Source organism: Hafnia sp. (assembly GCF_036648275.1).
Taxonomy (GTDB): Bacteria; Pseudomonadota; Gammaproteobacteria; order Enterobacterales; family Enterobacteriaceae; genus Hafnia; species Hafnia alvei.
In genome coordinates this window covers 1-23,366 of sequence record NZ_JAVXIQ010000015.1, presented here as the reverse complement: position 1 = coordinate 23,366, position 23,366 = coordinate 1, and the positions used below count along the sequence as shown (strand labels likewise).

The following is a 23,366-nucleotide window of genomic DNA, read 5'->3' as shown; positions in this document are numbered from 1 at the left end:
ACTAAAATGGCGACTACCGTGCCCGTAAAACGTGGTAAGAAACCACGTACCGCAACGCCAGCCACCACTCCCGCAGCCACCGGACAGGTTCAATCCTTACAGCGAGGATTGAGATTGTTGGAATTAATTGCCGAAGCACACGGCAGCGTGGCGCTCACCGATTTAGCCCAACAGGCGGGTTTGCCCAACTCAACGACTCACCGCCTTTTGAGCACCATGCAGCAACAAGGATTCGTCCAGCAAGTCGGCGATCTTGGCCTGTGGACCATTGCCTCACACGCTTTCTTCGTGGGAAGTAGTTTTTTGCAGAGCCGCAATCTGCTGGCCATTGTCCATCCGATTCTGCGCCGCTTGATGGAAGACTCTGGTGAAACCGTGAATCTGGCCGTGCTCGACGTGAGCGATTTTCAGGCGGTGATTATCGATCAGGTACAGTGTACGCAGCTGATGCGCATGTCTGCGCCGATTGGCGGCAAATTGCCGATGCATGCTTCTGGCGCAGGGAAAGCGTTTTTATCGACGGTCAGTGATGCCCATCTGGTTGAGTTGCTACATAAAAAGGGTTTGCACAGCTACACGCCGCACACCCGCAGTAACCCCAATAGTTTGAAAGAAGAGCTGGCGCATATTCGTAAGCAGGGATTTTCTTTTGACGATGAAGAACATGCTCTTGGCCTGCGCTGTATTGCTGCCTGCATCTATGATGAACATCAGGAAGCCTTTGCCGCTATTTCTATTTCCGGCCCCGTTTCTCGTATCACCGACGATCGCGTGATCGAAATTGGTGCCTTAGTGATTAAAGCAGCAAAAGAAGTCACGCTGGCTTATGGCGGCAGACATTCGTAATGTCCGTGGGCTCCCTTTTGGGAGCCCAATTAACAGATTATATCTTTTCAATTTCCACTAAATTGGTGTGCTGAGGATTGCCTTTCGCCAACGGCGAAGGGCGCATTGTGGTGAGGGTGTTGATACAGCCACCGTGATCGACTTTATCCCCCACCATATCCGCCTGATGCCAAGCCCCCTGCCCCATGGCGCTAACGCCTGGCATAATTCGCGGCGTCACTTTCGCGTTAATCACCACCGTGCCACGCTTGTTGAACACACGAACCTTATCGCCATTTTGAATACCTCGTTTCTGGGCATCAATCGGGTTAATCCACACTTCTTGTCTACATGCAGCCTGCAGCACATCAATGTTGCCATACGTTGAGTGAGTACGTGCCTTGTAATGGAAACCAAACATTTGCAGTGGATAGGTTTGCCGCAAAGCATCGTCCCAGCCTTCAAAGGTTGAGGCATAAACGGGTAAGGCGCTGATGGTTTCGTCTTTATCCAAATGCCACGTGGCGGCAATCTCAGCCAGTCGTTCAGAATAGATTTCAATTTTTCCCGACGGCGTTTTTAGCGGGTTGGCATCGGGATCTTCACGGAATTTTTTATACGCCACGAAGTGGCCATTTGGATCTTTTCGTTTATAGATCCCCTGCTGGCGCAGCGTTTCATAATCAGGTAATAGCGGATCTCGTGCCTGCATTTTGGCATACAGATAGTGCAACCAATCAGACTGCGTGCGCCCTTCGGTAAACGCCTGCTCAACGTCTGGCCCAAGCCGTTTGGCAATCTCAGACATCATTTCATAAATGCCTCTGCGCTCGAATTTAGCGCGGGTTGCTGGCTGGCTGAAAATCAGATAGCCCATGTTCCCCGCATAATCGTTTGGCACAATATCTTCTTGCTCGGTGGTCATAAGATCAGGCAATAAAATATCGGCATACTTAGCCGACGAGGTCATGAAGTTTTCAATCACCACAATCTTTTCGCACAGCGAATCATCCTGCAAAATCTCATGGGTTTGGTTGATGTCAGAATGCTGATTAACTAGCGTATTACCGGCATAGTTCCAGATGAACTTGATCGGAACATCCAGCTTATCTTTGCCCCGCACGCCGTCACGCAGCGCCGTCATCTCAGGCCCACGGCGAATAGCATCAGTCCACGTAAATACAGAAATCGAGGTTTTTACCGGATTTGTTAGCACCGGCATCAGCTCAATAGTGATGAGATAGGTCGATTCACGCGCTCCGCTGTTACCGCCGTTAATTCCCACGTTACCGGTTAAGATCGGCAGCATCGCAATGGCACGCGCGGTTTCTTCTCCGTTGGCCTGACGCTGAGGTCCCCACCCCTGACAGATATAAGCAGGCTTAGCAGTACCAATCTCCCGCGCCAGCTTGATGATGCGCTCGGCTGGAATTCCGGTAATGCGTGATGCCCATTCAGGCGTTTTCTCTACACCATCAGGCCCTTGGCCAAGAATATAGGCTTTGTAGTGTCCGTTTCTCGGAGCGCTCGCAGGCAAAGTATTCTCGTCATAGCCGACGCAGTAGCGATCTAAAAAGGGCTGATCGACCAAGTTTTCGTTGATCAAGACATGCGCAATGCCACCCACCAATGCGGCGTCAGTGCCCGGACGGATCGGAACCCACTGATCTTCACGACCCGCGGCAGTATCGGTATAGCGCGGATCGATGACGATCATTTTGGCATTGGATATTTCTCGCGCCTGTTCGAGATGATAGGTGATCCCACCTCCGCTCATTCGCGTCTCTGCCGGATTATTGCCAAACATCACCACCAGCTTGGAATTAACGATATCCGAGGTGCTGTTGCCGTCGTTGCTGCCGTAGGTGTATGGCATTGCGGCTGAAATTTGCGCGGTGCTGTAGCTGCCATAGTGGCTGAGATACCCGCCATAACAGTTCATCAAACGCCCGATAATCGAGGCATAGGGCGACGAACGCGTCACGTTACCGCCGATTACGCCGGTGGCATAGTTCTGATAAACCGCTTCATTACCATATTTTTCAACGGTGTATTTCAAGCTTTGAGCGATTTCATCATAGGCCTCATCCCAAGTGATACGCTTGAATTTCCCTTCCCCACGTTTACCAACGCGTTTCATCGGGTATTTCAAACGCTCAGGATGGTTCATACGGCGGCGGATAGAACGCCCGCGCAGACAGGCACGAACCTGATGATCGCCATATTTATCTAAGCCGGTATTATCTGTTTCAACCCAATAGACTTCATCGTCACGCGTATGTAAGCGAAGCGCGCAGCGGCTACCACAGTTTACCGAGCACATTCCCCACGTCACTTTATCAGCGGCAGTGTTCTGCATTTCTTCGGCATAAACCGTTCGGCTAAAGGGAAGGTTTAATGCCCCCGTTGCCAGTGCAAACCCGCCCAAGGCACTCCCTTTAACCAAGGCTCGGCGCGTAATTGATATCCCTTCGTGATACGTTTTTTCTTTATTATTCATTTTGATAATCCTTGTCCGTTCGATTGCTCAACCGGTTATAGCTATCAAATAAAATGCACGGGCAGCTTGGGATTTATCAAAGAGTGGATGTTTTTTGCAGCGAGAAAAGCAGAAGTGTGAGGCGAGATTGATTTGCAGAAATTTGCCCCTCCCTCGCAAGAGAGAGGCATTGCATTACTGAGCGGCGTTAACCACCAATTGCCCAACGCTGCCGCGGGTCGCAAGCTCTAGCGTTTGGCTGTAGTAGATGAACGGGAAATGCTCCGATGAAGCCTGAGGGAAATAGACCATCAGAGAGACTTCACCATCAACCCATACGGTGTCTTTCCAGCCGCGATCTTCTACCATCGGCGGTGCATTATTGACGCTTTTCACCAAGAATTTGGCACCTTGGATATAGAAGGCCTGTGGCGTATCGGCGCGAACCGTCCAGCGTTCCCACGTTCCCTGCTGCGCCTGAATATCAGTGCGATGCAGATCCCACGTTGCACCGTTGATGCCAGGCTGCGAGGCGCTGCCTAAGCTAATGCTGCGTGTATTAACGACGCTGCCTTCCATCATGTCATCAGCCAACAAGCGCGTTGGTAAATTGTCAGTAACCAACGGCAACAGCCCTGTAGGGCGCAGCGTCAGTACCGTCGTCGACACTAAGATAGACGAAGGTTCGAACAGGCCGCGCAGACGATCCATAATCCCTGCGGCAACGCCTGCGGTGATGGAAACTTCCTCGCCTTTCGACATGTCCACCAGCACTTCTCGGCGTTCACCCGGAGCAAGAGTTAGGCTGCTGGCAACAACCGGAGCAGGCATATAGCCCTGATCGCTGGCAATCACGCTGAACGGACGGTTATCACTCATCGTTAACGTATAACGACGAGCATTAGACGCGTTCAACAAGCGCAAACGTACCCAACCACGAGAAACTTCAACAAACGGCTCTTGCACACCGTTAACTAGCAGCGTGTCGCCATAGAAACCACCCGATGAAGGCGCTTCATACTCTGGCGTGCCAAAATTATCTAAGCGTTTGTCTTGGATAATGACGGGGAAATCATCGACGCCATAATGATTCGGCAACGGAAGATTTTTACTGTTTTCATCTTCAACCAGCCACATCCCAGCTAAGCCGTTATAAACATGCTCAGCCATGTGCTCTGGTGTATTGGCGTGATACCACAGCGTGGCGGCAGACTGGCGAATAGGCAGCACCGGCGACCAATCGACATTAGACGACATTAAACGCGCCGCACCACCGCTTAACGCACCAGGAACCTGTAATCCGCTGATTTCCATCGAAACAGGGTCGGGTAGGCGGTTGCTGTAGATCAGCTTAACGTCATCACCGCTATAAACACGCACCGTTGGACCAAGATAGAGTCCATTAATACCCCATGCGCTAGCCTTACGACCGCTCATAAAAGCCCAATGTGAGCGCTGTAGCGTCAGGAAGAGCGGCTGACCGCGTTTGGATTCCAGTAGAGGAGGAATGGGCAGCGAAACTTGCGATCCACTCGCATGCGCCCTCAGAGGCAATGCACCTGCACACAGTGCCAGACCCGAAGTCTGAATAAACCGACGTCGACTGAGTGACATAACTTCTCCATGAATTTGCTATGCAAACTGAAATTCCAAAGGGGGAATTCAGCATCAACGATTGAATTCAACCGTTCAAATAAGAAACCTGCCAAACGCTGGCAGGCCTAATTTATCGTATTTTAGGATCAGGACTTCGCTTCACGCATTTGAGCTTCACGCGCAGCCACTTCTGCGTTTAGCTCATTGATTTTAGCTTCCATCAATGCATGGCAGTGAGCCGAAAGTTCACGCACCTGATCTTTGCCGTACTGAGTCACATCAATTGGCGGCAGCATTTCAACAACCACCAAACCGTTATTCCAACGGTTTAGTTTTACTTTATCGTGAGTATTCGACGCGCAGACCGGAATAATAGGCACTCCAGCAGCAATAGCGGCATGGAAAGCACCGGTTTTGAACGGCATCAAACCACGACCACGGCTACGAGTACCTTCTGGGAACATCCAGAAAGAGATGGTTTTAGTACGGAACTGATTCACCACCTGTGCAATCGTATTATGTGCTTTGGTGCGGTTCGCACGGTCAATCAGCAGGTTGCCCGTCAACCAATAGAGTAGTCCAAAGAACGGAACCCAAATCAGGCTTTTCTTGCCAACGGTAACCGTATTGGTCTGCACGGCATTCGATATGGTGACCATATCGTAGTTGTTTTGATGGTTAGCAATATAAATGGAGTTGCCGTAGTTCTTTGCTTCTGCAGGAATACGCGTTTCCACTTTCAAACCAAACAACGGTGACAAACGGCCAAACATGTGGCCAAACGTCGCCACGTGGCGTGGATTGCGTGGGCTAAATAAGCAATAAATACAACCAAAGATGCAGGCCAAAATACAGTACAGCGTGACCAGCACAATGCGAATGATGGATAACATAACAACCTCGTAAACATTTAGCCGGAGTTAGTATACCGACTTAGCTGCAAAACACACCGGAGATTCCAAGGCGGCAGCGTCAAAACCATTATTTTCAATGATAATTTTCCCCCATCAGCGCCCTCTTGTTAAAGAGTAAATCAAACATTGTGCGCCCGTGTTCTCCTCCCCCTGCGAAGGGGGAGGCTGGGAGGGGGTCTTACAACCCTTTACTCTTCGCTATCGCCTGGTCCCACTTTGAGCTGCTCTGGCATTTCCACATCCACGCGTTCGATCCGTTGCAGGCCACGCGGTAACAGCGTGCCTTTACGTCCACGTTCAGCGCGGAATTTCTGCAATTCTTGTGGTTTCATCACCAGTTTACGCTTGCCAACATGCACCGTGATTGACGTTTGTGGTGGCAATACAAACAGCCACGCCAGTTTATCCTCACCCGATGCGGCCTGCGCGGAAGGAATGGACACAATCTTGTTGCCCTTACCTTTCGATAGCTGCGGCAGATCGTTGACTGGGAACATCAACATACGACCGGCCTGAGTGATCGCCAGCAGCATGTCATCTGGCCCGTTAATTTCCAACGGTGGCAGCGCCTTAGCATTTTCAGGCAACGTAATCATAGCCTTACCTGCACGATTACGCGCAACCAAATCATTGAAGGTACATACGAAGCCGTAACCGGCATCCGACGCCATCAACAGTTTTTGATCATCAGCAGCCATCAGCACTTGCTCAATGGTGGCGCCCGGCGGCGGCGTTAATTTACCGGTTAACGGTTCGCCCTGTCCGCGTGCAGATGGCAACGTGGTTGGATCAAGCGCATAGCTGCGCCCCGTGGAATCGATAAACACCACCGGCTGATTGCTCTTCCCGCGTGCAGCGGCGCGGAAGCTATCACCCGCTTTGTAACTTAATCCAGTAGGATCGATATCATGGCCTTTCGCACTACGCACCCAACCGCCTTCCGACAGAACAATTGTCACCGGCTCTGATGGAATAAAGTCGTGCTCGCTCATGGCTTTCGCTTCTTCACGCTCTTGCAGCGGAGAACGACGATCGTCGCCATACGCCTGTGCATCAGCCTGAATTTCTTTCTTAATCAGCGTATTCAGCTTACGTTCAGAAGCCAGCAATGCCTGCAGATGATCGCGCTCTTTGGCTAATTCGTCCTGCTCACCGCGAATTTTCACCTCTTCCAATTTGGCAAGGTGACGCAGTTTTAATTCCAGAATCGCTTCGGCCTGCGTTTCTGAAATCGCGAAGCGTTCAATCAGCTTTGGCTTCGGCTCATCCTCAGTACGAATGATGTGGATCACTTCATCGATATTGAGGAACGCCACCAGCAAACCTTCCAGAATGTGCAGGCGTTTCAGTACTTTTTCCAAACGGTAGTTTAAGCGACGGCGCACGGTATCACGGCGATACGCTAACCATTCGGTCAGAATTTCAAGCAGGTTTTTGACCGCTGGACGATTGTCCAAACCGATCATGTTCATGTTAATACGGTAGCTTTTTTCCAGATCGGTGGTGGCAAACAGATGTGTCATCACCTGATCCATATCCACACGGTTGGAACGCGGCACAATCACCAAGCGAGTTGGGTTTTCGTGATCGGATTCGTCACGTAAGTCCTCAACCATCGGCAATTTCTTCGCTCGCATTTGGCTGGCGATTTGCTCCAACACCTTAGCGCCTGAAGTCTGGTGCGGCAGCGCACTGATCACCACTTCACCGTCTTCTTTTTTCCAGATCGCACGCATACGTACTGAACCACGTCCGGTGCGATAGATCTTGCGGATCTCCTCGCGCGGCGTGATGATTTCAGCTTCCGTTGGATAGTCAGGTCCTTGAACATGTTCAAGGATATCGTCCAACGTCAGATTTGGTTTTTCGATCAAATCAACCAGCGCAGCGGCCAGCTCACGCACGTTGTGCGGAGGAATATCCGTTGCCATACCCACGGCAATACCCGTGGTGCCATTCAGCAAAATGTTTGGCAAACGCGCAGGCAGCGTTTTAGGTTCCTGTAGCGTGCCATCAAAGTTCGGCGTGTAATCAACCGTTCCCTGACCCAGCTCACCCAGCAGCACTTCGGCATATTTAGACAGGCGAGATTCGGTATAACGCATGGCGGCAAACGACTTCGGATCGTCCGGTGCCCCCCAGTTTCCCTGACCGTCAACCAGCGGATAACGATAGGAGAACGGCTGAGCCATCAAAACCATGGCTTCATAACAGGCGCTATCGCCGTGCGGATGGTATTTACCCAGCACGTCGCCGACGGTACGTGCTGATTTTTTAAATTTGGCGCTGTTGCTTAAGCCCAGCTCTGACATCGCATACACGATACGACGCTGTACCGGTTTTAATCCATCACCGATAAAAGGTAACGCCCTGTCCATGATGACGTACATGGAGTAGTTGAGATAGGCGTTCTCTGTAAATGTGTGCAGCGCTTGGCGCTCGCTGCCGTCATGGATCAGATCGCTCATTAATAATCCTCTGGCCGCCGCCCTAACTGAATATATAAAACAGTCCGCAGCGGGACTTCACGACTGTCTTGGTCTGTACATACTCTAAATAATTCACGTAGCCAACGCACATGCAACTTGAAGTATGACGGGCATAATTGCCCGCGATAGTAACTCATCTTTTATAGGACTGTCACAGGGATATAGGATCGCCCTCTATCCATCATGCAATGCGATGCCTCACAAAACCGATCTTCATCACAGATAGCAGCGTTTTAAAGTGTCGCAAAGCATAAAAAAACGGGCCGCCAAGGCGACCCGTTATCAGGATGATAGGCGTACGGACTAAACGTCCAGATCGGCCATATCACCTTTTTCCTGCAACCAGTTACGGCGATCTTCGGAACGTTTTTTCGCCAGCAACATATCCATCACCGCCATAGTCTGCGCGATGTCAGTGTCATCGATGGTGAGCTGCACCAAACGGCGCGTATTCGGATCCAGCGTAGTTTCACGCAGTTGGAGCGGGTTCATTTCACCCAGCCCTTTGAATCGCTGTACGTTCGGCTTCCCTTTCTTACGCTTAAGCTGTTCCAGTACGCCCGCTTTCTCTTCTTCGTCCAGCGCGTAGTAAACTTCTTTACCCAGGTCGATACGGAACAACGGTGGCATCGCAACATACACATGCCCGCCGCGCACCAAGGCTTGGAAGTGGCGTACAAACAGCGCACACAGCAGCGTAGCGATATGTAAGCCGTCGGAGTCAGCATCCGCTAAGATACAGACTTTACCGTAGCGTAGTTGGCTGAGGTCTTCACTGTCGGGATCGATGCCAATGGCAACAGAAATATCATGCACTTCCTGAGAGGCCAGCACTTCGTCAGAAGAGACTTCCCACGTATTCAGGATCTTACCTTTCAGCGGCATGATGGCCTGATATTCACGGTCACGCGCCTGCTTGGCAGAGCCGCCTGCGGAATCCCCTTCCACCAAGAAAAGCTCGGTACGGGAAAGATCCTGTGCGGTACAGTCGGCTAATTTACCCGGCAGCGCAGGTCCGCTGGTCAGCTTTTTACGCACAACCTTCTTCGCTGCGCGCATACGACGCTGAGCGCTAGAAATTGCCAGCTCAGCCAGCTGTTCCGCCACCTGTACGTTTTGGTTAAGCCAAACGCTGAAAGCATCCTTAACAATGGCAGAAACAAAAGCCGCACATTGACGCGAAGACAGGCGTTCTTTGGTTTGTCCTGCAAACTGCGGATCCTGCATTTTCACCGAAAGCACATAAGCACAGCGCTCCCAGATGTCATCGGCTGATAGCTTCACGCCGCGCGGCAACAGATTGCGGAATTCGCAGAATTCACGCATCGCGTCCAGCAACCCCTGACGCAGCCCGTTCACATGCGTACCGCCTTGCATGGTTGGTATCAGGTTAACGTAGCTTTCGGTTAACAGCTCGCCGCCTTCCGGCAACCATAACAGCGCCCAGTCAACGGCTTCAGTATCACCCGAGAAAGAACCGGTGAACGCCTGTTCTGGCAGCGTAATCAAACCGTTAACGGCTTCCATCAGGTAGTCAGTCAGACCGTCCTGATAGCACCAACGCTGTTCGGTGTTATTCAGTTTGTCTTTAAAGACAATTTCTACGCCTGGGCACAATACCGCTTTCGCTTTCAGCAGATGGTTAAGGCGAGAAACAGAGAATCTTGGGCTGTCGAAGAACTTTTCATCAGGCCAGAAATGCACACTGGTGCCGGTATTACGTTTACCGCAGGTGCCGGTAACGTGCAGGTCTTCGACTTTGTCGCCGTTCTCGAACGCCATTTGGTACACCTGTCCGTCGCGACGAACGGTGACCTCAACGCGCTTAGAGAGGGCGTTAACTACCGAGATACCTACGCCGTGCAGGCCGCCGGAGAATTGGTAGTTTTTATTCGAGAATTTACCGCCTGCATGCAAACGACACAGGATCAGTTCAATGGCGGGAACACCCTCTTCTGGGTGAATATCCACCGGCATACCGCGCCCGTCGTCAATCACTTCAAGAGATTGATCGGGATATAAAATGACCTCAACGCGAGATGCGTGGCCAGCCAGCGCCTCATCGACACTGTTATCTATGACTTCCTGACCCAAATGGTTAGGACGCGTGGTATCGGTGTACATACCCGGACGACGGCGCACGGGTTCTAGGCCGCTGAGAACTTCAATAGAGTCAGCGTTATAGCTGGATTGAGTCATGGTATGAATCGTATAAGTCGTTAGTTAGCGTCGACCAAACGGCACACGCTGGTGTGTCGTTCAGTGGTGATAGACGTACCACGCAGAGTTACTCGGTGGTAAGCCCTAAAAAATCGACGATCTGCGGGAAGAATCGTTCGAAACCAACGAAGCTGTGTGAACCTTCAGGCTCAATGGTCTGACGGCATAACGCGTAGTAAGCCACAGCTTGTCGATAGTCCAGAACTTCGTCACCGGTTTGCTGTAATAACCAGAGGAGATCAGGCGATTCCAATGGGTCAACCTGCATGACTTTCAGATCGTAAACGTGGCGAGACTCTAACACATATTGTTGGCCGGTGTAGGGATTCTCGTTTTGCCCTAAAAAGTCGATGAGCAGTTCATACGGCTTCACCGCAGGGTTCACAACGACCGCCGGCAAGGTAAAGCATTGTGAAAGCCACGTTGCATAGTAGCCCCCTAAAGAAGAGCCCACCACGCCCAACGGACGCCCCGCACGCGACATCACAATTTCCTCTAACATTTCAGCCGCATCGGAAGGATAAGGAGGAAGTTGGGGGATTAGCATGGTGATTTCAGGGTGGTGCACGGCAAGCCACTGCTTAAATGCGGTGGCCTTGGCGGAGCGAGGTGAACTGTTAAAACCGTGGAGATATAAAAGCGTGGGCATCATTAATAGCCGTCAGAGTCGAGATCCGGTCTGAATTCTGTACCTTCTAAGCGGTGCAGTTCAGTCGTGAGCGTCCCATCTGGATGCAAATCCAGATAACGCCAGCCGGGCGAGAGAGTATCAATCGTGAAGTTGGTGCATAAAGGTTTGAACTGAATACAGGTCGACGGCGTAGCTAACAAACGACGCCCCTGCCACTCTAGATCCAAATCCTGATGAATATGTCCGCACAGCAACGTTTTCGCCAGAGGGTAATGTTGCAGAATCTCCCCCAGCATATGCGCATTACGCAAACTGTGCTGATCGAGCCATGTACAGCCTGAAGGCAGCGGATGGTGGTGGAGTAAAATCAACGAATGACGCGCTGGATACAGCGACAGAGTGCGATCTAACCATTCAAGTTGATACTCGCTAAGCTCACCGTGGGGAACACCAAAAACTTGGCTATCAAGCAGGATAATCTGCCAGTGATCGCCCAACAGCATATGCTTGGCTGGATTCACGCCCGCATCCGCTAACGTATCGACCATCGCGGGTTGGAAATCATGATTGCCCGGCAGCCACAGACAGGTTTTCTTCAGCGTAGCGATACCTTTTGCAAAATGCTGGTATGCCGCCACAGAGTGATCCTGCGCCAAATCTCCCGTTGCGACAACGATGTCATACGGGCGGGACTGGGCATGGATCGCCTCTAGCACTGCGTGGTAGCTGCGGTAAGTATTGACGCCCAATAACGTCTCATGCTCACCCGCAAACAAATGCGTGTCTGTGATTTGTAAAATCCTAACCGGAGCCCCACGTGCTACGGTTAGTTGAAACAGGCTTTCCAAATGGTGTCCTTTGTGACTTTAGTCTGCCAAGAATCTGTAAAAATAATCATTGCGCTGGTTGTTAGGGCTCAGTGCAGTAAAACAGGCTCTAATATACGGGAATTGCCATAACACCGTGCGTCAGGCAATGGTGCAACCAATCTGCAAGAAACTGGTTAATTTGATGCTTTTCGTCGCGCTGATGCAACTTTTTATTCGGATAATCATAACGTGCTTTGAACCGAGAGATCTGCTGGCTTGCACACACTTCCGCAACCATGGCGTCATGATACAGACGCACGCTCATCGAAGGTAAGCCCCAAGGACCCGGTGCTGGCTCCGTCTGGGTAATTTCAGCCATCGATGTATAGCGCGTCGATTCGATAATTTTTATCTGATAACACGCGCCGTTGACCTGATATCCCTGCGATTCACCCACTTCATCCTTGCGCGGCAGTAAACGGCGCAATTGCGCATAATTAGTCTCGCACAGTCTCATCATTAGAGGAAAGTCTGGGGAATAACGCTTCATCATATTTAAGAATTCCACTCGCGGCGAAGCGACTCATGGTGCAACGCCAGCCACTGTAATGCAATAACCGATGCAGCATTGTCGATCACACCTTCCTCGACCCAGCGATACGCTTGCTCACGGCTGACCACATGCACGCGAATATCCTCATGCTCTTCAGGAAGACCGTGAATACCCGATGCTTTTGCTGCGTCAATCTCACCAACCATAATTGACAAGCGCTCGCTGGTGCCGCCGGGGCTCGCTAAATAGCTCAGCACAGGCTTACAGCGTTGGACGTGGAGCCCCGCTTCTTCCTGTGCTTCACGGCGCGCAACATCTTCAACCGACTCACCAGGTTCAATCATTCCCGCCACCATTTCAAGCAGCCACGGCGTTTCGCTGGAGTCATATGCCGGAATCCGAATTTGCTCCACCAGCACCACTTCATCGCGTTTTGGATCATAAGGAAGCAGCACCGCCGCATGGCCGCGTTCAAAAACTTCACGCACAACCTCACCGCTCATGCTGCCATCAAATAGACGATGCCGAAAACGATAGCGTTCTAGCGAAAAAAAGCCGCGGTAGAGTGATTCCCGTGCAATAATTTCAACATCATTTTGACCAAATGTGACGGGTGATGATTTATTTTCGCTCATACGGCTAAATTCCTAAATGTAGTGTGATTATTAGCATGGATATTATTGATTTAAGGTCAAACTGAAAATACTCAATCACTTTACCTTTTATTTAGGTAAATTAAGGGGGATGGCACGTAAAGCCACGCTCCTTAAGATACGGTCTCTGTTAGAATCGGCGGCTATATGACTTTAGTCAGCGTTACAATAGCAACTTTGCTGCACAACAAGGAATGCAAATGAAGAAACTGCTCCCCCTTCTTATTGGCCTGAGCCTTGGTGGCTTTACCACGTTAAGCCATGCAGAAAACCTGCTGCAGGTATATCAGCAAGCCAAGGAAAGCAACCCAGATCTGCGTAAAGCTGCGGCAGATCGTGATGTGGCTTTTGAGAAGATTAATGAATCCCGCAGCCCGCTGTTACCTCAGCTCGGCTTGGGCGCAGATTACACCTATACCAATGGGATGCGTGATAACGACGGCTTGAACTCCAATAATTACGGCGCGTCGCTACAGCTGACCCAAACCATTTTTGATATGTCTAAATGGCGTCAGCTGTCTTTGACTGAAAAACAGGCGGGTATTCAAGACGTCTCTTATCAGTCTTCAGAACAGACTTTGATGCTGAACTCTGCGACTGCTTACTTCAACGTACTGCGCGCGATCGACGCGTTGTCTTACATTGAAGCAAACAAAGAAGCGATTTATCGTCAGTTAGACCAAACCACCCAGCGTTTTAACGTAGGTCTGGTTGCTATCACCGACGTGCAGAACGCCCGCGCTCAATACGATCTCGTTTTAGCTAATGAAGTCACCGCGCGCAACGATCTGGATAACTCTCTGGAAGCACTGCGTCAGATTACTGGTCAGTACTACGGCCAACTGGATTCTCTGAACGTTGATCGCTTCACCACCACCAAGCCAGATAACGTCAACAGCCTGCTGCAAGAAGCTGAAAAACGTAACCTGTCATTATTGAGTGCTCGTTTGAGCCAAGACTTGGCGCGTGAACAGATTAAATACGCACAGACAGGTTATATGCCAACACTGGATCTGACCGCATCTTCTGGCGTTAGCAATACTGACTATAACAGTATGACCAATGCGCAGAAGCAACAAAGCGGTGGCGGAAGCAGCTATCAGGGCCAGAACACCATTGGTTTGCAGTTTAATCTGCCGTTGTACTCTGGCGGAGCGACTAACTCTCAGGTTCAACAAGCGCAATACAACTTTGTTGGCGCCAGTGAATCTCTTGAAAGCGCACACCGTAGCGTAGTACAAAACGTTCGATCTTCCTTTAACAACATCTCCGCGTCTATCAGCGGCGTTGAAGCTTATCGTCAGGCTGTAATTTCTGCGCAAAGCTCTTTGGAAGCAACCGAAGCAGGTTATCAGGTGGGGACTCGTACCATCGTTGACGTGCTGAACGCGACCACTACGCTGTACAGCGCCAAAGAAAGCCTGTCTAACGCACGTTATGATTATCTGATCAGCCAGCTCAATATTAAATATGCATTGGGTACGCTGAACCAGAACGATCTGATGGCCTTAAACGGCGGTCTGACCAAGCCTGTTTCTACCACGCCGGACATCATTGCTCCGCAGGGTAAAACTCAAGCAGAGCAGGTTAACAGCGATTACAACACAACCGCTTCAGCCCCAGTGGCTCAACCGGCTTCAGCATCAACCACAACATCTAGCAGCAGCAAAGGTAAGAACCCTTTCCGCCACTAATGTTAGACGTTTGATGTTGTTAATCAGAAGGGCGGATATCCGCCCTTTTGTTTTTTTGTACCATAAGCCCCTGCGAGCATCTAGCTCACGGAATTTATTCCCCTTTCTCGCTTTAATAGCTGCATATCTTTAACTGATGGATTTTATTAGTGCAGCCAGATACTTCTCTTGACCGTTGGATCTATTTCTTCTCTCACGGCAATCTGCCAGAGACAATGCGCCCTGCACAGCCCATTTATCAATCGTGGATCCGCTGCCAAAAACTAATGCAGCCGATGCCGTGGAAAATGCCACATCGCGCCGCAGGCGCTACGTTACGCTCGATCTACCAGCGTAAAAACGACCTGCTGGTTCTTGGGCAAGCCGCATTGGAAGATGCCTACGAATATATGGAGTCTCGTCCCTGTGTTTTGCAGATCCTAGACGAAAGCGGCTGTTTGCTTTGGCAATGTGGACATATAAAAACACGCACGGCTCTCGCTGAGCTTGGATTTGATATCGGCAGCTATTGGGCTGAGGGGCACATCGGCACCAATGCACCCGCCTTAGCAATGCGTGACGGAAACCCAGTGCAGGTTCACGGTGACGAACATTTTAAGCAAGCCTTACGTGCGTGGCACTGCTGCGCAACGCCGGTCTACGACAACAGCGGGCGGCAAAGAGCGGTGATTGTCATTGCATGCCTGAATCATGATTATGCCGCCAGCGATTTGCCCTTAACACTGGCGATTGCGCGCGAGATCGGCAACTCACTGCACACCGATGCGCTGCTCTCAGAAACCAATCGCCACCTTAACGAACTGTATGCTTTGTTAGACGGCGTGGAAGACGGCGTTTTAGCGTGGGATCACAACGGCTGCCTGCAATATCTTAACCATCGTGCCGCTGGCATCTTACTCTTAGATGAGCAAAACAGCCTTGGCCGCCCACTTCCTTCATTGATCACGCTGCCTTCTCTGCTGCAACACGCCATTGAGCAACGCCTGCCGCTCAACCATGTCGAGATGACGTTTGAAAGCCGTAAGCAGTTCATCGCAACGCTGATAACCTTGAAGCCCGTGCCAGATGGCGAGCACTGTGGATTCATCGCGCTGCTGCATCCGCTAGACCAGCTACGACGCTTGGTGAATCATCAGCTCGGCAAAGTCAGCCAAACCTTTGATCAAATGCCTGCGGCATCGTTAGATATGCGGCGGTTACTGCGATATGGCCGTCAGGCCGCACGAGGCCAGCACCCTATTTTGCTACAGGGTGAAGAAGGCGTCGGCAAAGAGCTGTTAGCACAGGCAATCCATAATGCCAGCGAGCGGGCAAACGGCTCATACATCGCCATAAATTGCCAAACGTTGGTTGAAGGCCAGTTTGCCAAAGAGCTGCTCGGCAGCGATGCAACCGAAACCGATTCGGGTTTACCCAGCAAATTTGAGCTGGCAAACGGCGGTACTCTCTATCTGGAGCAAATTGAATATTTGCCACCTGAAATGCAGTCAGCGCTGTTACAAATCATCAAAACCGGCGTGCTTATGCGACAGAACTCCAGCCGCGTTATTCCAGTCGACGTTCGGATCATTGCGGCAACCGGCGCTAATTTACCGCTGCTGGTGAAACAGGGACGTTTTCGTCGCCAGCTGTTTTACACGCTGCAATCTTTCGAACTTCAGATCCCACCGCTTCGCCAGCGACAATCCGATATTCCTCTGCTGGTTACTCACCATTTGAATACGCTAGGTCAGCACTTTCATTGTCGTTATCACGTCGATGAAGCCGTGCTATTACAGCTGCGTGATTACCCTTGGCCGGGTAACGATCAGGAATTAAAGGGGGTCGTTGAGCGCGCCGCGATGATTTGCCAGCATAACCACATCCGCATGGCCGATTTACCTGAGCATTTGATGACGGAAAAGTTGGCGGTTGAGCCAGAAAGCCAATTACTCATGCCGGTGATGTCATTGCAAGACGCCGAGCGTCAGGCAATTATCCGAGCAGCGCATGCTGCACAGGGTAAGCCACATGATATGGCGAGAATGCTGGGGATTGGGCGCACTACGTTATGGCGCAAGCTGAAACAATATCAGTTGGAGATGGAACAGTTTAAGAATGAGTGATGTGGTCAGGTTAAGACCCCCACCCAGCCTCCCCCTTTGCAGGGGGAGGAGCAGATCGAGCTTATTCTTAAACCTGTGAGCTATTTGCTCTGCTCTCAGTAAGGAGAGAAGCAGATCGAGTGTGACGTTTAGGCTTGCTCAGCTTTCACCAGCATATTCGCTTCATAAGCTTTAGCTTTCTTACGATCGAACTGGTGTTCCCATTTAGCAATGACTAGAACCGCTAAGGCATTACCCACCACGTTTAACGCCGTACGTGCCATATCTAAAATACGGTCAACGCCGGCAATGAACGCCAAGCCTTCTAGCGGGATACCCACGCTGCCGAGAGTCGCCAATAGCACCACAAATGAAACGCCAGGCACACCAGCAATACCTTTAGAGGTTACCATCAGCGTCAGGACTAACACGATCTCTTGGCCGATAGACAAATCAATGCCATACAGCTGAGCGATGAAAATAGCCGCAATACTTTGATAAAGCGTAGAGCCATCCAGATTAAACGAATAACCGGTTGGTACCACAAAACTAGTGATAGATTTTGGTGCGCCGTAGGCTTCCATCTTCTCAATAATTCGCGGCAATACCGTTTCAGAACTGGCTGTGGAGTAAGCCAAAATTAGCTCATCTTTAAGGATCTTAATTAACGTCCAGATGCTGAGCTTACAAAGTTTGGCGACCGATCCTAAAACGACTAATGCAAAGAAGATAATCGCAAAGTAAACCAGCACAACCAGCTTGGCGAGCGGTACTAAAGACGCAAAACCAAAGTTGGCTACGGTCACGGAAATCAGGCCAAATACCCCGATAGGCGCGTAGCGCATAATCATATGGGTCACTTTAAACATGCTTTCCGAAACGGCTTTAAACACCTTCAGCAGTGGCTCTTTGGTCTCTTTTGGCAACGAAGATAAGCCCAGACCAAACAACACTGAAAAGAAGATGATAGGCAAAATATCGCCTTTGGCCATCGATGCAAACAGGTTAGAAGGGATCAGCGCTAGAATGGTCGAAACCAAACTGTGTGAACCGCTTTGCACCTGTTCAGTGGTCTTTTCGTATTGCGAAATGTCGACGGTGGCTAGCGTCGACATATCAATGCCATGCCCCGGTTGGAAGACGTTTGCCAGCGTAATCCCCACGATAATCGCCACTGTGGTGATTACTTCAAAGTAAATAATGGTTTTAAGACCGATACGGCCTAGCTTTTTGGCGTCACCAACACCGGCGATACCCACGATAAGTGTTGAAATCACTATCGGGATAACAATCATCTTGATCAAACGAATAAAGATATCACCAGCAGGGCTCAGAATATTATTCACCAGCCAAACGCGAGATTCTTCCTGATTGTGCAAAACAGCGCCAACAATAATACCCAAAATTAATGCAGCGACGATTTGCCAAGCGAGCGTAAACTTAAATTTTTTCATTCCCGAAAATGTTCCTCAATTATAATAGAGCCTACTCAGCTTCTTATATTTATCTGCAGATGTAGTTTTATAGTCTAAAGGATTTACCTCATTCCTATCACGACCTGTCCAACCGTGACCTATATTCTGTACCATTTTGCACGGGCTTTCCGCAAGCCAATATTAGATCGGAATGTACGCTGAAACCGCGCTGAGAGAGGCCCACGCGAAAATAGAATTACAAATAACCATTTGTTATAAAAGAAAATATTTACTTAATAAAACACAAAACACGCGTGCATATCCGTGCGATTAATTATGCATGTGTTTTGGTATAATTTTGAGCTGAAACGAATAATTAGTCGATAGATAGTGAGATATTATGCACCATCATGGTGCATGCTTAGATATATTCCTACTTCATTATCTTTATGATGGTGAAAAAATAATCTCGTTGCGTTCTATTTTCTATTCTCTGATTGTTCTAATAATAGGTTTTTCTCTTTATTTTCTTATGAGCCGATTATTAGCAGATATATTGTTACTCCACGTAATTTCATTCATTTTCTTATAATTTAACTCTACTCAATTTATCCATCTTGGATGAGCAAATACTAAGCCCACTCCTCTCGTTATCGCCTTGCTAGATATCAATATTTTTATTGCGTGATCAATCGCGCAAAAAAGACACAAATAGAGCGCGCAAAACAGATTTAACCTTATATTGACATAATATTAACATCCGCAAGGAGGATAACGATGAGCCAGATCCATAAGCATTCGATTCCTGCAAACATTGCAGAACATACCCTGATTAACCCACAGATGTACCGTGAACTCTATCAACGCTCGGTTAGCGACCCCGATGGTTTTTGGGCCGAGTACGGAAAAATTGTTGATTGGATGAAGCCCTATAGCAAAGTAAAAAATACTTCATTCGATCCTGGTCATGTCAGCATTCGCTGGTTTGAAGACGGTACCTTGAACTTGGCAGCTAACTGCCTTGACCGTCACTTAGAAGAGCGTGGAAACCAAACGGCGATCATCTGGGAAGGTGATAATCCCCAGGAAAGCAAAACCGTTACCTATCGCGAACTACATCACGATGTTTGTCGTTTCGGCAACGTGCTTAAAAAGCTCGGCGTGAAAAAAGGCGATGTAGTCGCTATCTATATGCCGATGGTAGTTGAAGCGGCGGTGGCGATGCTGGCCTGCGCACGTATCGGCGCCATTCATTCCGTCATTTTTGGTGGTTTCTCTCCCGAAGCCGTTGCGGGACGCATTATCGACTCCAATTCAAAAGTGGTGATTACCGCTGATGAAGGACTACGTGCTGGGCGCCCTATTCCGCTGAAGAAAAACGTTGATGATGCACTGAGAAACCCAAATGTTAAAAGCGTTGAGCACGTGGTGGTCTTCAAACGTACGGGCAAACAGGGCGAATGGAATGCAGGGCGCGATCTCTGGTGGCATGACCTGATTGAGCAGGTCGATGCTAACTGTCCAGCCGAAGAAATGAATGCTGAAGATCCGCTATTCATTTTATATACTTCAGGTTCAACCGGTAAGCCTAAGGGCGTGCTGCATACCACCGGTGGCTATTTGGTTTATGCCGCAACCACGTTCAAATATGTCTTTGACTATCATCCTGGTGATATTTATTGGTGCACCGCCGACGTGGGCTGGGTTACAGGACATAGTTATCTGCTCTACGGTCCGCTGGCGAACGGGGCGATTACGCTGATGTTTGAAGGCGTGCCTAACTACCCTGGCGTGAACCGGTTGTCACAGGTCGTGGATAAGCATCAGGTAAACATTCTATACACCGCACCGACGGCCATTCGTGCATTGATGGCCGAAGGGGACAAAGCGACCGAAGGTACACAGCGCACTTCTTTACGCATTATGGGTTCGGTGGGTGAGCCTATCAACCCAGAAGCGTGGGAATGGTATTTCAACAAAATCGGTAATGGTAAGTGCCCAATTATGGACACTTGGTGGCAGACCGAAACCGGTGGCTTCATGATCACACCGTTGCCGGGAGCCACCGAGCTTAAAGCAGGTTCCGCAACGCTGCCTTTCTTTGGTGTACAACCCGCGTTGGTGGATAACAGCGGCGTACCACAGGAAGGTGCCTGCGAAGGCAATCTGGTGATGGTTGATTCATGGCCGGGTCAGGCTCGTACATTATTCGGCGATCACGACCGCTATGAGCAAACCTACTTCTCTACCTTTAAGGGCATGTATTTCAGCGGTGACGGCGCACGCCGCGATGAAGACGGGTACTACTGGATCACCGGACGCGTCGATGACGTGCTTAACGTTTCAGGACACCGTTTGGGAACCGCTGAAATTGAGTCTGCGCTTGTCTCTCATCCAAAGATTGCCGAGGCCGCAGTGGTCGGCGTTCCGCATAACATTAAAGGGCAGGCGATCTACGCTTATATCACGCTTAATCACGGAGAAGAGCCAACGCCTGAGCTTTATACCGAAGTACGCAACTGGGTGCGTAAAGAGATTGGCCCGATAGCCACACCGGATATTTTGCACTGGACTGATGCACTACCTAAAACCCGTTCTGGGAAAATTATGCGCCGTATTCTGCGCAAGATTGCAGCCGGTGATACCAGCAACTTGGGGGATACCTCAACGCTGGCAGATCCGGGCGTTGTCGAGAAGTTGTTAGAAGAAAAACAATCAATGGAAGTTTCATCTTAATTAGTCGTATGACCTGTCGCCGCCTGAGCGCGGCAATGAGTTGACTTCATGGGCATATCCCCTCAAAAGGCTATGCCCACGGGGCAGCTTTTATTCAATCAATGCCTTACTAGGAGTCGCTCTGATGAATGATGCCATTTATCAAAGGATTGAAAATAACCCGCGCTTCAAGGAACTGGTGCAAAAACGTGAAAGATTCGCTTGGACGCTTTCATGGATAATGATGATCCTGTATTTCGGCTTTATTCTCCTCATCGCTTTTGCGCCCGGCTGGCTAGGGACACCGATATCCGAAGGTTCTAGCGTAACGCGCGGGATCCCCATTGGCATAGGCTTGATTGTGGTTTCTTTCCTGTTAACCGGTATCTATGTTATTCGGGCAAACGGCGAGTTTGATCGTCTCAACCATCAATTATTACAGGAGGTTGAACAATGAAATCTCGTCTTTTAACCCTGTTATCCCTGGCGATACTGCCTTTTTCAAGCCATGCCGCCGATGCCATTACAGGCGCAGTTGAAAGACAGCCGCTCAACATTCAAGCCATCGTCATGTTTGTCATATTCGTTGGCGCGACGCTTTACATCACCTATTGGGCCTCCAAACGCACTCGTTCGCGTAAGGATTATTACACCGCGGGTGGCAATATTACCGGTCTGCAAAATGGTCTCGCCATGGCGGGTGACTTCATGTCAGCCGCATCGTTCTTAGGTATTTCCGCGCTGGTTTATACCTCTGGCTATGACGGACTGATTTACTCTTTGGGCTTTTTGGTTGGCTGGCCAATCATGCTGTTTCTGGTTGCAGAGCGCCTGCGTAATTTAGGCCGTTATACCTTTGCAGATGTAGCTTCTTATCGTCTTAAACAAAAACCGATTCGAACGCTCTCAGCCTGCGGATCACTAGTGGTCGTTGCCTTGTATTTGATTGCGCAGATGGTGGGCGCAGGAAAGCTTATCGAGCTGCTATTTGGCCTGAACTACCATGTTGCCGTCGTTTTAGTCGGTGTACTTATGGTGATGTATGTGCTCTTTGGCGGCATGTTGGCGACCACATGGGTACAGATCATTAAGGCCGTACTGCTGCTGGCTGGCGCATCGTTCATGGCTATCATGGTGATGAAATCTGTCGGCTTCAGCTTCAACACGCTGTTCAATCAAGCGATGGAAGTTAATCCAAAAGGCCCTGCGATTATGCGCCCTGGCGGGTTGGTTTCAGACCCCATCAGCGCATTATCTCTCGGCTTAGCTTTGATGTTTGGTACCGCAGGTTTGCCTCATATTCTGATGCGCTTCTTTACCGTTAGCGATGCAAAAGAAGCACGTAAGAGCGTGTTCTATGCCACCGGCTTTATGGGGTACTTCTATTTCCTAACCTTCATCATCGGTTTTGGCGCTATCGTACTCGTTGGCTCAAACCCTACCTTTAAAGATGCTGCGGGCGCACTGATCGGCGGTACTAACATGGCAGCCGTTCACTTAGCCGATGCGGTAGGAGGAAGCTTCTTCCTTGGTTTCATCTCTGCGGTTGCCTTCGCCACTATTCTGGCAGTGGTTGCAGGACTGACGCTCGCAGGAGCATCAGCGGTATCCCACGACCTGTATGCCAACGTATTTAAGCAAGGTAAAGCAACAGAACGTGACGAGCTGAAGGTCTCGAAGATTACCGTACTGGTTCTTGGGCTTGTGGCTATTGGCTTAGGCATTCTGTTTGAAAAACAAAACATCGCCTTCATGGTCGGCTTAGCATTCTCTATTGCCGCCAGCTGTAACTTCCCAATACTTGTTCTCTCTATGTATTGGTCGAAGTTAACAACAAGAGGGGCGATGGTCGGTGGTTGGTTAGGTCTGTTGACCGCAGTGATACTGATGATTTTGGGGCCAACAATTTGGGTCAAAGTCCTCGGCCATGCTGCGCCAATTTATCCATATGAATATCCGGCGTTATTCTCAATGGCCGCCGCTTTCATTGGCACATGGCTATTTTCTATCACGGATAATTCAGAAGCCGCAGTGCAAGAACGCGGACGTTTCTACTCACAGTTTGTGCGTTCGCAAACGGGAGTTGGGATCTCACAGGGAACTTCACACTAGTTTCTAAGCACAGAAGCACAAAAAGCCATCCTTTTGGATGGCTTTTTAATGTCTTCATGCAAACTTTGAATAGCAAATTCCCCATAGCAAAAAACCCCAGCCTTTCGGCTGAGGTTCTTTACTTTATTTAAAGTCTGGCAGTTCCCTACTCTCGCATGGGGAGACCCCACACTACCA

General features: G+C 49.9%; 17 protein-coding genes. 6 read left to right on the top strand and 11 right to left on the bottom strand.

The window, feature by feature from the left end; all coding sequences use genetic code 11:
• The first annotated feature begins 6 nt into the window (after nucleotides 1–6).
• On the top strand, nucleotides 7–846 hold the full coding sequence (gene iclR / locus RSC70_RS13870; RefSeq protein ID WP_040044749.1) for a glyoxylate bypass operon transcriptional repressor IclR: 840 nt from the start codon (nucleotides 7–9) through the stop codon (nucleotides 844–846).
• A 37-nt stretch (nucleotides 847–883) separates the two neighbouring features.
• Here the strand turns inward: iclR and ynfE are convergent, their stop codons facing one another.
• From ynfE to nudF, 9 genes are all read right to left on the bottom strand, one after another.
• On the bottom strand, nucleotides 884–3,325 hold the full coding sequence (gene ynfE / locus RSC70_RS13865; protein WP_130997724.1) for a selenate/tellurate reductase subunit YnfE: 2,442 nt from the start codon (nucleotides 3,323–3,325) through the stop codon (nucleotides 884–886).
• A 174-nt stretch (nucleotides 3,326–3,499) separates the two neighbouring features.
• Nucleotides 3,500–4,918: a cell division protein FtsP gene (gene ftsP / locus RSC70_RS13860; RefSeq protein ID WP_282807366.1), complete on the bottom strand. Its 1,419-nt coding sequence runs from the start codon at nucleotides 4,916–4,918 to the stop codon at nucleotides 3,500–3,502.
• 128 nt (nucleotides 4,919–5,046) lie between these two features.
• Complete coding sequence (locus RSC70_RS13855) at nucleotides 5,047–5,793, bottom strand: 1-acylglycerol-3-phosphate O-acyltransferase (protein ID WP_332542782.1); 747 nt, start codon at nucleotides 5,791–5,793, stop codon at nucleotides 5,047–5,049.
• A gap of 209 nt (nucleotides 5,794–6,002) precedes the next feature.
• Nucleotides 6,003–8,282: a DNA topoisomerase IV subunit A gene (parC, locus tag RSC70_RS13850; protein ID WP_040044746.1), complete on the bottom strand. Its 2,280-nt coding sequence runs from the start codon at nucleotides 8,280–8,282 to the stop codon at nucleotides 6,003–6,005.
• Between the two features lie 324 nt (nucleotides 8,283–8,606).
• Nucleotides 8,607–10,502 carry a DNA topoisomerase IV subunit B gene (parE, locus tag RSC70_RS13845; RefSeq protein WP_040044745.1) on the bottom strand — a complete coding sequence of 632 codons (1,896 nt, stop codon included), beginning with the start codon at nucleotides 10,500–10,502 and terminating at the stop codon, nucleotides 8,607–8,609.
• 88 nt (nucleotides 10,503–10,590) lie between these two features.
• A complete protein-coding gene (gene yqiA, locus RSC70_RS13840; protein WP_040044744.1) occupies nucleotides 10,591–11,172 on the bottom strand; it encodes an esterase YqiA in 582 nt (193 codons plus the stop codon).
• A 2-nt stretch (nucleotides 11,173–11,174) separates the two neighbouring features.
• Nucleotides 11,175–12,002 (bottom strand): 3',5'-cyclic-AMP phosphodiesterase, encoded by an 828-nt coding sequence (gene cpdA / locus RSC70_RS13835; RefSeq protein WP_130997718.1) that lies wholly within the window; start codon nucleotides 12,000–12,002, stop codon nucleotides 11,175–11,177.
• Between the two features lie 88 nt (nucleotides 12,003–12,090).
• Nucleotides 12,091–12,516 (bottom strand): DUF1249 family protein, encoded by a 426-nt coding sequence (locus RSC70_RS13830; RefSeq protein ID WP_040044742.1) that lies wholly within the window; start codon nucleotides 12,514–12,516, stop codon nucleotides 12,091–12,093.
• A gap of 2 nt (nucleotides 12,517–12,518) precedes the next feature.
• Nucleotides 12,519–13,151 (bottom strand): ADP-ribose diphosphatase, encoded by a 633-nt coding sequence (gene nudF, locus RSC70_RS13825; protein ID WP_040044741.1) that lies wholly within the window; start codon nucleotides 13,149–13,151, stop codon nucleotides 12,519–12,521.
• A 218-nt stretch (nucleotides 13,152–13,369) separates the two neighbouring features.
• Here nudF and tolC point away from each other — a divergent pair, with 218 nt between their 5' ends.
• Complete coding sequence (gene tolC, locus RSC70_RS13820) at nucleotides 13,370–14,863, top strand: outer membrane channel protein TolC (protein ID WP_040044740.1); 1,494 nt, start codon at nucleotides 13,370–13,372, stop codon at nucleotides 14,861–14,863.
• Between the two features lie 215 nt (nucleotides 14,864–15,078).
• Nucleotides 15,079–16,968, top strand: a complete 1,890-nt coding sequence (gene dhaR, locus RSC70_RS13815) for a dihydroxyacetone kinase operon transcriptional regulator DhaR (protein WP_332542810.1) — start codon at nucleotides 15,079–15,081, stop codon at nucleotides 16,966–16,968.
• 128 nt (nucleotides 16,969–17,096) lie between these two features.
• Here dhaR and gltP read toward each other — a convergent pair whose 3' ends face one another.
• Nucleotides 17,097–18,401: a glutamate/aspartate:proton symporter GltP gene (gene gltP, locus RSC70_RS13810; protein ID WP_040044739.1), complete on the bottom strand. Its 1,305-nt coding sequence runs from the start codon at nucleotides 18,399–18,401 to the stop codon at nucleotides 17,097–17,099.
• A 738-nt stretch (nucleotides 18,402–19,139) separates the two neighbouring features.
• Between gltP and acs the strand changes: the two genes are divergently transcribed.
• The 3 genes from acs (at nucleotide 19,140) to actP (ending at nucleotide 23,189) form a co-directional block, all read left to right on the top strand.
• On the top strand, nucleotides 19,140–21,098 hold the full coding sequence (gene acs / locus RSC70_RS13805) for an acetate--CoA ligase (RefSeq protein WP_332542778.1): 1,959 nt from the start codon (nucleotides 19,140–19,142) through the stop codon (nucleotides 21,096–21,098).
• A 124-nt stretch (nucleotides 21,099–21,222) separates the two neighbouring features.
• Complete coding sequence (locus tag RSC70_RS13800; RefSeq protein WP_040044737.1) at nucleotides 21,223–21,534, top strand: DUF485 domain-containing protein; 312 nt, start codon at nucleotides 21,223–21,225, stop codon at nucleotides 21,532–21,534.
• Complete coding sequence (actP, locus tag RSC70_RS13795) at nucleotides 21,531–23,189, top strand: cation/acetate symporter ActP (RefSeq protein ID WP_332542777.1); 1,659 nt, start codon at nucleotides 21,531–21,533, stop codon at nucleotides 23,187–23,189. Before RSC70_RS13800 ends, actP begins: the two co-directional genes overlap by 4 nt.
• On the opposite strand, the gene RSC70_RS13790 is transcribed toward actP, so the two are convergent.
• Nucleotides 23,186–23,366: hypothetical protein (locus RSC70_RS13790; protein WP_332542776.1), on the bottom strand; the 181-nt coding region annotated here is incomplete at its 5' end. The genes actP and RSC70_RS13790 overlap by 4 nt on opposite strands.